Below are 12,146 nucleotides of genomic sequence, written 5' to 3'. Positions count from 1 at the left end.
CGCGACATGGGATCGATGGTCAGAGCGGCCGGGCTGCGGGGACTCCCCGGCCTCATCGGCGAACTCGGCGGTGACGGTCCGGCCCTGATGGCCCGGTTCGGGGTGGACGCGGCGGCCCTCGACACCGACGACGCGGTGATCCCGACGCTGTCCGCCGGCCGTGCCCTGGAGACCGCGGCGGCCTCGCTGGACTGCCCCGACCTGGGGCTGCGCCTCGCCGCCCGGCAGGACATCGCGGTCCTCGGACCGCTCGCCATCGCGATCGAGAACTCGGCCACCCTGGGCGAGGCCCTCGACTGCGCGACCCGGTTCCTGTTCGTGCACTCGCCGGCGCTCACCGTCGCGCAGGTTCCCGACCCGGCCGGGCGGGCCGGCGTGGTCGGCCTGCGCTATGCCAGCACCGAGCTCGACCCGCTGCCGCCGCAGATCTGCGACAACGGCCTCGGCCTGCTGCACCGGATCATCGTGCTGCTGGCCGGCGGCCGTTACGGTCTGCGGTCGGTGCACCTCACGCATCGTCCGCTCGCGCCGGTGGCCCGTTACACCGAGTTCTTCGGAGCGGATGTGCGCTTCGCGCAGGAAGCGGCGGTGCTGCGGGTGCCGGCCGCCCTGCACCAGACCCGGCTGGCCGGCGGCAATCGGGTGCTGCGCGAGGTCGCGCTCGACTACATGCGCACCCACTTCCCGGCGCCCGAGCAGACCCTCGAACAGCAGGTGCGGCAGCTGATCACCCAGTCGCTCGGCTCGGCGCCGGCCGACATCGCCGCCGTCGGCCGCCGGCTGCAAACCCACCCGCGGACCCTCCAGCGCCGTCTGTCGGCGGCGGGCACGACCTTCGATCAGATCCTGGACGAGGTACGCCGTGAGCGCGCCCACCGCCTCATCACCACCACGGATCTGCCGTTCACGCAGGTCACCGCGATGGTCGGGCTGACCGAGCAGTCGGCGCTGAGCCGCGCGGTGCGCCGCTGGTTCGGCACCTCCCCGCGTGACCTGCGCCGCGGGCCCGGTCACTGAAACCACGGCGGCGTCCCGGTGCCGGACAACCGCACGCCGGCCCACGGATCGGGCTCGCTGAGCCGGACCTTCTGGGTCGCGAAGCCGGGGATGGTCAACCGGCCCTCGCGCAGGCCGCCGGAGACCCGCTCGCGCAGCACCGGGTCGGGGTTGGTGCGGCCGGCCCACCGGAAACGGCCCTCGACCGGCTCGAACCGCGCCGACATCCGGATCTCCACCGCCAGGTCGTCGTCGCCGATCCGCAGCGTGGCCGGCCCGCGGTATTCCTCGTCGGGGAGGTTCCCGACCTCGTACTCGTCAGTTTCCGGCACCGCGCACCTCCTCGTGGTGGGCGGCCAGGCCGCCGGGGATGTCGGCGGCCTGGCGGATGCCGGCCACCCCGGTCCACAGGAACGTCGTCAGGTAGTCGCCGAGCGCCTCCCGGCTGATCGGCTGCTGCTGGCGCAGCCACCAGTCACCGACCGACTGCACGTAACCGACCACCCCGTACGCCCACGGCAGGGCCGCCCCGGAGTCGAGGCCGCGGGCCCGCAGCCGGTCGCCGAAGATCCGGGCCAGGCCGCTCGCGACGGTGTCGACCACGTCGGCCACCACGTCCCGGCCGCGGGCGATGTCGGGCTGGTGCACCACGAACTGGTAGAGGTTGGTGTCGGCGGCGATGTGCGCGAGGTAGGCGTCGATGGCCGCGGCGATCACGTCGCGTTCCTCGCGGACCGCGGCCACCGCCGGGACGATCGCGTCGAGCACCATGCCCGCGGCCTCCTGCCCGACCGCCAGCCACAGCTCCGACTTGTCGGCGAAGTAGCGGTAGAGCACCGGCTTGGTCACCCCGGCCCGGGCCGCGATCGCGTCCATCCCGACCTCGGGGCCGAGCTCGCGGATCGCCTCGATGGCCGCCGCGGTCAGCTCGGCCCGGCGCTGCGCACGATGGCCGGCCCAGCGACCTTTACGACCATCGGTATTGACCGGCTCTTGTTCACGGGGCATGTTATTAGAAGTAACTGTTACCTCGGGTAACGTCAAGTGCATCACACTCACCGGCCGTTCCGAGGAGGCGTCCCCCATGACCACCGTGACTCCCGCCGACCGCGATCGCACCGCCGCCCGCCTGCTGCGCTCGTCCGCCGAGCATTCGTACGATCCCGAGGTCGAGATCGACTGGGACGCGCCGTTCGTCGACGGCCTCTGGTTCGTGCCGCCGGAGCGGTGCAGCCTCTACGGCACCGAGCTGTGGGCCGGGCTGTCCGAACAACAGCGGATCACTCTCACCCGGCACGAGGTGGCCAGCATCGCCGGCCTCGGCGTCTGGTTCGAGACGATCCTCATGCAGTTGCTGCTGCGCGGCTACTACAAGCAGGACCCGACCGCCGCGCACGCGCAGTACGCGCTCACCGAGGTCGCCGACGAGTGCCGGCACTCGGTCATGTTCGGCCGGATGATCGACAAGCTGGGCACCCCGGTCTACCGGCCCGAGGGCATCAACGAGTTCCTCGGCAAGTGGATCGCCGCCACCGGCACCGGCCCGCGGATGTTCGCCGCGATCCTGATCTGCGAGGAAATCCTCGACACGCTGCAGCGCGAGGCGATGTCCCACGAGCAAGTCCAGCCCCTGGTCCGGATGGTGTCGCGGATCCACGTGGTCGAGGAGGCCCGGCACGTCCGGTACGCCCGCGAGGAACTGGCCCGGCAGGTGCGCACCGCCGGAAAGGGCCGGCTGCACTTCGACAGGCTGGTGATCGCCCGCGCCGCGTACCTGTGCGGCCGCCGCCTGATCCACCCGGCCGTCTACAAGTCGGTGGGCATCCGGCCGGCCGACGGATATCGGGCGGCGATGGCCAACCCGCACTTCCGGGAGACGCTGCGGTGGTCGGGCGAGCGCGTGGTGGCGTACCTCGATGATCTTGATTTGATCGCCGGCCCGGGCCGGCCTCTCTGGCGCCGTTCCGGTCTCCTGCCGGCCTGATGGTGTGACCGCCCTTCGAGGGGGAGGGCGGTCACACCGGATTGGCTGAATGCGGGGTTGACCTCGTACTTGAGGATTTCGGACCGCCCGATCGGACGGTGGGCGATGCCCCCGGTGCGTGACAGATTTGCACCCGATACGCACCTCGGGAGGCAGGCATGGACGACGCACTGGTGGCCTACGGCTCCGGGCACTCCGACGGCATGGCCGGCCTGCACGACGGCGAGCGCGCCGGCGATCCGACGACCGGTGCCGACTATCAGGTCGGCGTGGTCGACGGCCAGATCGCCGCGTTCGAGCAAGCGCTCGTCGCCGCGATCCGCAAGGCGCTCGATGACAAGAAGAGCGATGGACCAGGAATTTGAGGCGTACGCGGTGGGCCGTGCCGACGGTCTGGCCGCGCGCCGCGACGCCGGCCGGGCCACCGACCCGGCGTTCGGCCGGGACTACCGCATCGGCTTCCTCGACGGCCGCCTCGAGGTGTTCCGGATGCTGGCCGGGGTCCGCAAGATCGTCGAAGATGACGACTAGGTCTTGATCCTCACAACCTCGGTAACCGGGTTGTGAAAGCGCGTTGACCGCACCGAAACCCCATGACGCTCTGGTGGAAACCACATGTCGGAACGCTTGCGGAATGACTGACGGCGGCGTGTTGACCGGCTTCACCGTCGCGGTGACCGCCGAGCGGCGCCGCGACGAAATGGCCGCCCTGCTGCATCGGCGCGGCGCGCGGGTGGTCACCGCGTCCACCATCAGCATCGTGCAGCTCGCCGACGACGACGCGCTGCACGCGGCCACCGCGGCCTGCATCGGGCTCGCCCCCGACCTGGTCATCGCGACCACCGGCTTCGGGTTCCGGGGCTGGCTGGAGGCGGCCGAGGGCTGGGGCCTGGGCGAGAAACTGCGCGAGGTGCTCGGCCGGGCCCGGATCATCGCGCGCGGCCCGAAACCGTGCGGCGCGGTCCGGGCGGCCGGGCTCACCGAGGAGTGGGCGGCCAAGACCGAGGCCTCCGAGGAGGTCCTGGAACGGCTGCTCGCCGACGGTGTCTCCGGCCGGCGGATCACCGTGCAGGAACACGGCGAGCCGCAGACCGAGTTCGTGGCCGCCCTGCGCGCGGCCGGCGCCGCCGTGGTCGAGGTGCCGGTCTACCGCTGGGTGCCGCCGCTGGACACCACGCCGGTGCGCCGCCTGGTCGACCAGGTCACCGCCGGGCAGATCGACGCGGTCACCTTCACCAGCGCGCCCGCGGTCAAGTCGTTCCTGCGGCTGGCCGGCGACGACCTCGGCTGCGTGCTGGACCGGTTCCGGTCCGGCACCCTGGCCGCCTGCGTCGGGCCGGTCACCGCCGCCCCGCTGGTCGAACTGGACGTGCCGGTGGTGATGCCGGAACGGTTCCGGCTCGGCGCGCTGATCAAAACCGTGGCCGACGAGCTGCCGCAGCGGTCGGTCAAGCTGCGGGTGGCCGGCGGCACCCTGGAGGTACGCGGGCACGCCGTCCTCATCGACGGGGAACCGCGGGCGCTCGCCCCGGCCGCCATGTCGATCCTCGCCTCGCTGGCCGCCCGGCCCGGCGTGGTGGTGTCCAAGGATCAGCTGATCGCGTCGCTGCCGCGCGGCAACGACGGGCACGCCGTCGACGTGGCGGTGGCCCGGCTGCGCACCGCGCTCGGCTCCGGCCTGCTGATCGAGACGGTCATCAAGCGCGGCTACCGCCTGCGGGTCGACGAAGCTGTCTGACCTCTTTACCGGCCGTTTTTACCGGCCGTTTTTACCGGCACTGCCGCCGGGTCCCTCTTCGCATCATCGGAGGAACCGTCATGCCTACTTTGCTCGCGGTGGCCCACGGCACCCGCTCGGCCACCGGCCAGAAGCAGATCCGCGACCTGGTCGCGGCGGTCGCCCGGAGCCGGCCCGGGCTGGACATCCGGCTCTCCTACGCCGACGTGCAGCAGCCCCGGATCGGCGCGGTCGTGCCGGCCGTCCGCGACGCCGTGGTGGTGCCGCTGCTGCTGTCGGCCGGATATCACGTGCGGGTGGACATCGCCGACGCTGTCGCCGGGACCAGCTTCCCGGTTACCAGGCCACTCGGCCCTGACCCCGTACTCACCGAAAGCCTGACCCGGCACCTGCCCGGCGCTGACGCGGTGGTCCTGGCCGCCGCCGGATCCTCGGATCCGGTCTGGCGGGCTTCTGTTCAAGCGCTTGCGGCCGATTTGGGTGCGCACGTCGGGTTTGTCTCCGGCAGCGAGCCGAAGGTCGCCGACGTGGTCGCCGGGCTGCGGCGGCAGGGCGCGCGCCGGGTCGCGATCGCCGCCTACCTGCTCGCCGAGGGCCTGTTCTACCGCACCCTGCACCGGGCCGGCGCCGACTCGGTCACCCCGCCGCTCGCGCTCGACCCGGCCATCGTGCCGCTCGTGCTGCGCCGCTATGAATCGGCACTCCTCACAACCGCCCACGCGGGTATGTAGGGTTTTCCGAACGTTCGCGCAATCGCGCCGGTCAATTCGCTAAACAATGCCCCTGAATCATTCCCGGTGAGACAGCGACCGCTCACCGGAGGGACTGACAGGTGCATTCGACACCGCGATTTCTGCAAGGCGTCTTTCCCTTCGAGGGCAAGGGTCTCGACCAGCCGGCCCCGCTCGGACCGGAACTGTCCTATCTGGTGCCCGACGGCGCGTCCGCGCAGGCCGTCTACTTTCGGGGCGGCAATGCGGCCGACGAACTCGTCTGCGCGGTGCTGACCCGCGACGGGCGGCCGATGCGCTACTTCCCGATCGGCGCCAAGAGCGACGTGCACGTGTCCCTGCGGGTCGTCGAGGACCTGCCGGCCGGCACGACCGTCGAATTGTGGCTGTCCGCGCCGGCCGGCGTCACCGGAACGGTGATCGTCGACCTGGGACTGGTGGAGGTCTGATGCGGCAACGACTGGTGGTCATCGGCAACGGGATGGCCGGCGCCCGAACCGTCGAGGAAATCCTCGCCCGCAACGGCGATTTCGACATCACGATGTTCGGCGACGAGCCCTACGGCAACTACAACCGGATCATGCTGTCCAACGTGCTGGCCGGCATCGAGGACGAATCCGGGATCTTTCTCAACGACCTTTCCTGGTACGCCGAGAACGGCGTAACCCTGCACACCGGCGTACGCATCAACCGCATCGACCGCTACGCCCGGATGGTGTACGGCTCGGACGGCAGCGCGACCGGCTACGACAAGCTGGTCATCGCCACCGGCAGCTCCGCGTTCGTGCCGCCGATCAAGGGCGCGCACGTCCCGGGCCGCGGCTACCACCAGGGCGTCTTCGTGTTCCGCACGCTCGACGACACCCGGGCCATGATCCGGTATGCGCGGGAGCACTCGCGTGCGGTCGTCATCGGTGGCGGGCTGCTCGGGCTCGAAGCCGCCCGCGGGCTGCAGAACCACCTCGGGCACGTGACCCTCGTGCACGCCGCCGGACATCTCATGAATACCCAGCTCAACGCGGCGGCCGGGCGGACGCTGCAGACGACGATCGAGCAGAAGCTCGGCATCGACGTGGTGGTCAACGGCATGACCACCGAGATCCTCGGTAAGCACGCGGTCGCCGGGGTGAAGCTGGCCGACGGCACCGTGATCGACTGTGACGTGGTGGTGGTGGCGGCCGGGATTCGGCCGAACACCGAGGTCGCGGCGGTGAGCGGGCTCGTCGTCGAGCGGGGCATCGTCGTCGACGACTACATGCGCGCCCAGGACGAAGAGGACATCTACGTGGTGGGGGAGTGCGCCCAGCACCGAGGTCAGGTGTACGGCCTGGTAGCCCCACTGTGGGAGCAGGCAAAGGTGCTGGCCACGAACGTTTGCGCCCCGAACGTTAGCGCCCCGAACGTTAGCCCGACGAACGTTGGCGGCCCGAACGTTGGCGGGACTAACGTTAGTGGCCCTAACGTTAGTGAGACGAACGTTGGGGCGACCTACCACGGGTCGCAAGTGGCTACCAAGCTCAAGGTGGCGGGCGTCGACGTCGCGTCGATGGGGCTGTCGGCGCCAGAGCGCGACGACGACGAGCTGCTCGAGTTCGCTGAGCCCAAGCGCGGCATCTACAAGAACGTCATCGTCCGCGACGGCCGCCTCGTCGGGGCCACCCTGGTCGGCGACAACGGCAAGGCCCTCGCCCTGATCAAGGCGTTCGAGAAGGGCCTGCCGCTGCCGGACAACCGGGCCGAGCTGCTGTTCGACCTGGGCGGGCCAGCTACCGAGGAGAGCGTCGCCGACATGCCCGACGACGAGCAGGTCTGCAACTGCAACGGCGTCTCCAAGGGCGACCTCAAGGCCTGCGTCGACGGCGGCTGCAAGACCGTCAGCGGCTGCATGGACGCCACCCGGGCCGGCAAGGGCTGCGGCACCTGCAAGCCGCTCGTCCAGCGGATCGTCGAGTGGGCCAACGGCGGCTCGGTCGAGGAGGACCCGGCCGCGTCCTACTACGTGCCCGGGGTGCCGATGCCCAAGTCGGAGCTGATGGCGGCGATCCGGCAGCACGAGCTGAAGTCGGTGTCGTCGGTCTTCGCCACGCTCGGCGGGGACGAGGACGCCAAGAGCAAGATGGGCCTCGCGTCGCTGCTGAAGATGATGTGGGGCGCCGACTACATCGACGAGCGCGACGCCCGATTCATCAACGACCGGGTGCACGCGAACATCCAGCGCGACGGCACGTTCTCGGTGGTTCCGCAGATGAAGGGCGGGGTCACCACGCCCGCCGACCTCAAGCGGATCGCCGAGGTGGCCGAACGGCACGGGGTGCCGATGGTGAAGCTCACCGGCGGGCAGCGCATAGACCTGCTCGGCATCCCGAAGGAGAAGCTGCCGCAGGTCTGGGCCGACCTGGACATGCCCAGCGGGTACGCGTACGCGAAGAGCTTCCGCACCGTGAAGACCTGCGTCGGATCGGATTTCTGCCGGTTCGGGGTCGGCGATTCGACGGCTCTCGGGATCGCGCTGGAGGAGCGTTATCAGGGCATCGAGGGGCCGGGCAAGATGAAATTGGCGGTCACCGGCTGCCCGCGTAACTGCGCCGAGGCGTACGTCAAAGACCTCGGTGTTGTTGCCATTGATGGTGGCAAATGGGAGCTCTATGTCGGTGGGGCGGCCGGCGCCCACGTCCGCAAGGGTGATCTGCTGGCCACGGTGTCCTCGCCCGAGGAAGTGATCGTGCTGACCGGCCGATTCCTGCAGTACTACCGGGAGAGCGGGAACTGGCTCGAGCGCACCTATGCGTGGGTGCCGCGAGTCGGCATCGAACACATTCGCGCGGTGGTGGTGGACGACGCCGAGGGCAAAGCCGCCGCGCTCGACGCGGCGATGGACGCGGCGGTCGGCGCCTACAAGGACCCGTGGAAAGAACGGGCCGAGCCGGCCACTCCCGGACAGTTCCGCACCTCGCTCCCGCTGACCGTGCTGCCGCAGGTTCCGGTGCGGGCATGAAACCCATCGGATCGGTACACGACATTCCGCTCGGCGAGGGCCGGACCTTCGCAATCGATGGCCGGATGATTGCCGTCTTCCGGCTGCGCGACGGTTCGGTGCGCGCGCTTTCCGCCGTCTGCCCGCACAAGGGCGGCCCGCTCGCCGACGGTCAGATCGACCTCAAACAGGTCGTCTGCCCGCTGCACCTGTACGCCTGGGACCTCTCCACCGGTTGCTCATTGAGCGGCCAGGAGCCGGTCACCTCCTTTCCGGTCCGTATTGATGACGACCAGCTCTTTGTAGAGGTGTGAGATGACTGCCACTCTTGAACGCCCCTCGATTTCGGTACGCGGACATTGGATCGACGACTGGCGCCCCGAGGACCCGGCGTTCTGGGCCGAGACCGGCGCGCCGATCGCCCGGCGCAACCTGATTTTCTCCATTCTTTCGGAACACATCGGCTTCTCGGTCTGGTCACTCTGGTCGGTGCTCGTCCTTTTCCTGGGCCCGGCGTACGGCATCGACCCGGCCGGAAAATTCCTCCTCACCGCGGTGCCGACGCTCGTCGGGGCGGCGCTGCGTATTCCGTACAGCTTCGCGGTGTCCCGGTTCGGCGGCCGTAACTGGACCATTTTCAGTGCCACGCTGCTGCTGGTCCCGGCGGTGCTGGCGGCCTTCCTGATCAAGCCCGGGGTGTCCTACTCGACGCTGATCGTGCTGGCCGCCGTCGCCGGTGTCGGCGGCGGCAACTTCGCCTCCTCGATGACCAACATCAATGCGTTCTACCCGAACAGGCTCAAGGGCTGGGCTCTGGGAATCAATGCGGGTGGCGGAAATCTGGGCGTGGCCGCCGTACAACTGGTGGGTCTGTTTGTTCTTGCGGTTTTCGGCGCCGGGCATCCCGGGATCGTGGCCGGCATCTACATCCCGCTGATCGTCATCGCGGCGTTGTGCTCGGCCTTCTACATGGACAACCTGACCCAGGCTCGCAGCGAGAAACGCGCCATGCGCGACGCGACCCGCGAACCGCACACCTGGATCATGTCGTTGCTGTACATCGGCACGTTCGGCTCGTTCATCGGTTTCGGCTTCGCGTTCGGCCAGGTGCTGCAGGTGCAGTTCCACACCGAGTTCTCCACACCCGTACAGGCCGCTTATCTGACCTTCATGGGCCCGCTTCTCGGGTCGTTGATTCGCCCGGTGGGCGGTTTCCTGGCCGACCGGTTCGGCGGTGCCCGGGTCACGTTCGTCAATTTCATCGCGATGGCCCTGGGCGCCGCCCTGGTGCTGCTTGCCGCCCAGCAGAAGTCCTTGCCGCTGTATATCGCCGGTTTCGTCGCGCTGTTCGTGCTGAGCGGCCTCGGCAACGGCTCGACGTACAAGATGATCCCGGCCATCTTCAAGTCCAAACACCCGGCCGACGAGCCCACCGCCCGCCGGTTGTCCGGCGCGGTGATCGGCATCGCCGGCGCGATCGGCGCCCTCGGCGGCGTCCTGGTCAACCTGGCCTTCCGCCAGTCCTTCCTGGAAACCAAGAGCGCTGACGCCGCGTACCTCGGCTTCATCGCCTTCTACGCCCTGTGCGTCCTGGTGACGTGGGCGGTCTACCTGCGGCCCGGGGCCCGCACCGTCTGACCCCCTCGGAGGGAGGCGCGCTTCGATATGGTGATCGCGTGTCTCCCTCCGAGTTGAACACCGACGTCCCGCACTCCGCCCGCATCTACGATCACCTGCTGGGCGGCAAGGACAACTTCGAGGCCGACCGGGACGCCGCGGCGTTCATCACCGCCGACTGGCCGCACCTGGCCATCTCGATGCGCGCCAACCGCAACTACATGGCCCGGCAGGCCCGCTTCATCGCGGCCGAGCTGGGCATCCGGCAGTTCCTGGACATCGGCGCCGGCCTGCCGACCGCCCCCAACCTGCACGAGGTGGTGCAGGAGGTGGCCCCGGAGTCCCGGGTGATGTATGTCGACAACGACCCGATCGTTCTGGTGCACGCGCGGGCGCTGCTGACCAGCGCGCCGGGAGGCCACACCGCTTACCTGGACGCCGACCTGCACGACCCGGCCGCGATCCTCGCCTCGACCGAGTTCCGCCAGACGTTCGACCTGTCCCAGCCGGTCGCCCTGAGCCTGATAGCGATCCTGCAGTTCGTAGTCGACGACGACCGAGCGCACCACATCATCGACACCCTGATGGCCCCACTGCCGCCGGGAAGCGTCCTGGCCATGTCGACGGTGACCGCCGACAGCGCACCGGACGAGGTGAACAAGGGCGTAGCGGCGTACGTGGCCCGAGGCATCAACGAGAAGGCCCGCAACCTGGCCGAGTGCCAGGACCTGTTCCGCGGCCTGGACCTGATCGACCCGGGCGTGGTCCTGGTAAACCACTGGCGCCCGGACGCCACCGCCCGCGCGGTCCCCGACGAACACGTCCACATGTACGGCGGGGTAGCCCTCAAACGCTGAGGTCAATGAGTGCTGCGCGTCCACACCTGGACGCTGGCCGGACGAGGGTGGTCCTCGGTCCATCGGCGGATCTGGCGCACGGTCACGGCGTCCGAACGCAGCCACCGCTCGCACGGTCCGGACGCTTCCGGCAGTAGCCGCAGGTCGCCGAACTGCTCAAGGAGCCTGCCGTCGACGCAGCTGGCGGTCCACGGCTCCAGGGCGCTCCCGGTCACCGGTTCCCACGCAGCTGTCTCATCCATCAGGGCATGGGATTCGATCAGGTGGTAGATCGACGGACTGACCTCCAGGAACGAGCCGCCGAGCGTCACTCCGAACCGGCCGTCGGTGTGCACCAGGTACCGCACCGGCGACGACACATGCTCACCGGCCCAGCCGAACGACCAGCCTCCCGGCTCCCAGCGGATCCAGTCCTCCAGGACGAAATCCCACCGACGGGCCGTCTCGTACGGTTCCCCGTCCCACCGCACGGCGTGTCGCACCCAGTACCGCAACCCGCCGAAGCGCTGGGCGAATCCTTCCCGGCGGACGATCAACTCCACCGGTGCGGTGATCAGTCGCCCCGACCGGTCCTGCACGCGCAGGTAGTCGGTGGACAATCGATCGGTGTCGACGGGATGCCGGTCACCGCTACGCCTCAGAAACGCCTGCGCTCTCGGCGACAAACCATCCAGGTCGTCGAGCACGTGCACATGGACTTCCCCATAGATGCCACGATCCAGCCCGCAGATCATAGCGCCCACCGGCCCAGCAGCCGCCCGAGCCGTCCCGACGAACACGTCCACATGTACGGCGGGGTCGCCGTCAAATGCTGAGGTGCGTACGAGCGTCGGCGGTTTGGCCATTTCGCCGTTTACGGCCATCTGTTACGCGGACCCGCTACACAGAGCTGATGGATAGCAAGCGGGTGGACCAGGCGGTTCGAGAGCATGTTCGGCCCCTGTTGCGTGCTGCTGGATTCCATAGCTTCATCGGGCGGCGGGCGTGGCGGCGGCACGACAACGGTATCGATCACTTTGTCGTGGGCTCGATGAGTCGCTATGTCGCGGATGGGGTCGGCTGCACCACGTACTCGTTCGGCGTCGAAGTGGGTGTCTTCAGCCCCTGTGCGGAGGACCTGGTGACGGTGAAGCCGAAGGAGTATCAGTGCACCTTTCGCTTCGTTCTCGGTAAGTCGTTGCGGCAGCCGTTCTTCCGTCCGTACGGCAAGGAGGGTCCCGATCGCCCGGACGTCTGGTACGTAGCTCGA

15 protein-coding genes are annotated in these 12,146 nt (G+C 69.2%); 12 read left to right on the top strand and 3 right to left on the bottom strand.

What is annotated here, in order from left to right; translation table 11 throughout:
- Positions 1 to 6 precede the first annotated feature (6 nt).
- On the top strand, positions 7 to 1,017 hold the full coding sequence (locus tag Ate02nite_RS42275) for an AraC family transcriptional regulator (RefSeq protein WP_203813592.1): 1,011 nt from the start codon (positions 7 to 9) through the stop codon (positions 1,015 to 1,017).
- On the opposite strand, the gene Ate02nite_RS42270 is transcribed toward Ate02nite_RS42275, so the two are convergent.
- Positions 1,011 to 1,328, bottom strand: coding sequence for a DUF4873 domain-containing protein (locus Ate02nite_RS42270; protein ID WP_203813591.1), 318 nt, complete (start codon positions 1,326 to 1,328; stop codon positions 1,011 to 1,013). The two genes, Ate02nite_RS42275 and Ate02nite_RS42270, sit on opposite strands and share 7 nt — an antisense overlap.
- The gene (locus Ate02nite_RS42265) at positions 1,315 to 2,004 is read right to left on the bottom strand and encodes a TetR/AcrR family transcriptional regulator (protein ID WP_203813590.1); all 690 of its coding nucleotides are present in this window, start codon (positions 2,002 to 2,004) and stop codon (positions 1,315 to 1,317) included. The genes Ate02nite_RS42270 and Ate02nite_RS42265 overlap by 14 nt, the downstream gene beginning before the upstream one ends.
- 76 nt (positions 2,005 to 2,080) lie before the next feature.
- Between Ate02nite_RS42265 and Ate02nite_RS42260 the strand changes: the two genes are divergently transcribed.
- From Ate02nite_RS42260 to Ate02nite_RS42215, 10 genes are all read left to right on the top strand, one after another.
- Complete coding sequence (locus Ate02nite_RS42260) at positions 2,081 to 2,980, top strand: AurF N-oxygenase family protein (RefSeq protein ID WP_203813589.1); 900 nt, start codon at positions 2,081 to 2,083, stop codon at positions 2,978 to 2,980.
- Positions 2,981 to 3,138: 158 nt separating this feature from the next.
- The gene (locus tag Ate02nite_RS42255; protein WP_203813588.1) at positions 3,139 to 3,345 is read left to right on the top strand and encodes a hypothetical protein; all 207 of its coding nucleotides are present in this window, start codon (positions 3,139 to 3,141) and stop codon (positions 3,343 to 3,345) included.
- Positions 3,329 to 3,511: a hypothetical protein gene (locus Ate02nite_RS42250; RefSeq protein ID WP_203813587.1), complete on the top strand. Its 183-nt coding sequence runs from the start codon at positions 3,329 to 3,331 to the stop codon at positions 3,509 to 3,511. Before Ate02nite_RS42255 ends, Ate02nite_RS42250 begins: the two co-directional genes overlap by 17 nt.
- A gap of 103 nt (positions 3,512 to 3,614) precedes the next feature.
- Entirely contained in the window at positions 3,615 to 4,718 is a 1,104-nt protein-coding gene (locus Ate02nite_RS42245) for a uroporphyrinogen-III synthase (RefSeq protein WP_203813586.1), read from the top strand.
- Between the two features lie 80 nt (positions 4,719 to 4,798).
- Positions 4,799 to 5,449: a sirohydrochlorin chelatase gene (locus tag Ate02nite_RS42240; RefSeq protein ID WP_203813585.1), complete on the top strand. Its 651-nt coding sequence runs from the start codon at positions 4,799 to 4,801 to the stop codon at positions 5,447 to 5,449.
- A gap of 101 nt (positions 5,450 to 5,550) precedes the next feature.
- Positions 5,551 to 5,898, top strand: coding sequence for a molybdopterin oxidoreductase (locus tag Ate02nite_RS42235; protein ID WP_203813584.1), 348 nt, complete (start codon positions 5,551 to 5,553; stop codon positions 5,896 to 5,898).
- Entirely contained in the window at positions 5,898 to 8,444 is a 2,547-nt protein-coding gene (locus Ate02nite_RS42230; RefSeq protein WP_203813583.1) for an FAD-dependent oxidoreductase, read from the top strand. The genes Ate02nite_RS42235 and Ate02nite_RS42230 overlap by 1 nt, the downstream gene beginning before the upstream one ends.
- Positions 8,441 to 8,737, top strand: a complete 297-nt coding sequence (locus Ate02nite_RS42225; RefSeq protein ID WP_203813582.1) for a Rieske (2Fe-2S) protein — start codon at positions 8,441 to 8,443, stop codon at positions 8,735 to 8,737. The genes Ate02nite_RS42230 and Ate02nite_RS42225 overlap by 4 nt, the downstream gene beginning before the upstream one ends.
- Before the next feature lies 1 nt (position 8,738).
- Positions 8,739 to 10,061 carry a nitrate/nitrite transporter gene (locus Ate02nite_RS42220; RefSeq protein ID WP_203813581.1) on the top strand — a complete coding sequence of 441 codons (1,323 nt, stop codon included), beginning with the start codon at positions 8,739 to 8,741 and terminating at the stop codon, positions 10,059 to 10,061.
- Positions 10,062 to 10,099: 38 nt separating this feature from the next.
- Entirely contained in the window at positions 10,100 to 10,897 is a 798-nt protein-coding gene (locus Ate02nite_RS42215) for an SAM-dependent methyltransferase (RefSeq protein ID WP_203813580.1), read from the top strand.
- 2 nt (positions 10,898 to 10,899) lie between these two features.
- Here the strand turns inward: Ate02nite_RS42215 and Ate02nite_RS42210 are convergent, their stop codons facing one another.
- The gene (locus Ate02nite_RS42210; protein ID WP_203813579.1) at positions 10,900 to 11,589 is read right to left on the bottom strand and encodes a hypothetical protein; all 690 of its coding nucleotides are present in this window, start codon (positions 11,587 to 11,589) and stop codon (positions 10,900 to 10,902) included.
- Positions 11,590 to 11,789: 200 nt separating this feature from the next.
- Here Ate02nite_RS42210 and Ate02nite_RS42205 point away from each other — a divergent pair.
- The coding region (locus Ate02nite_RS42205) for a hypothetical protein (protein ID WP_203813578.1) at positions 11,790 to 12,146 on the top strand (357 nt) is incomplete at its 3' end.

The sequence above is a fragment of the Paractinoplanes tereljensis genome (assembly GCF_016862435.1).
Classification (GTDB): domain Bacteria; phylum Actinomycetota; class Actinomycetes; order Mycobacteriales; family Micromonosporaceae; genus Actinoplanes; species Actinoplanes tereljensis.
The sequence above is the reverse complement of the archived record's forward strand: the minus strand, read 5'-3'. Positions and strand labels throughout refer to the sequence as shown.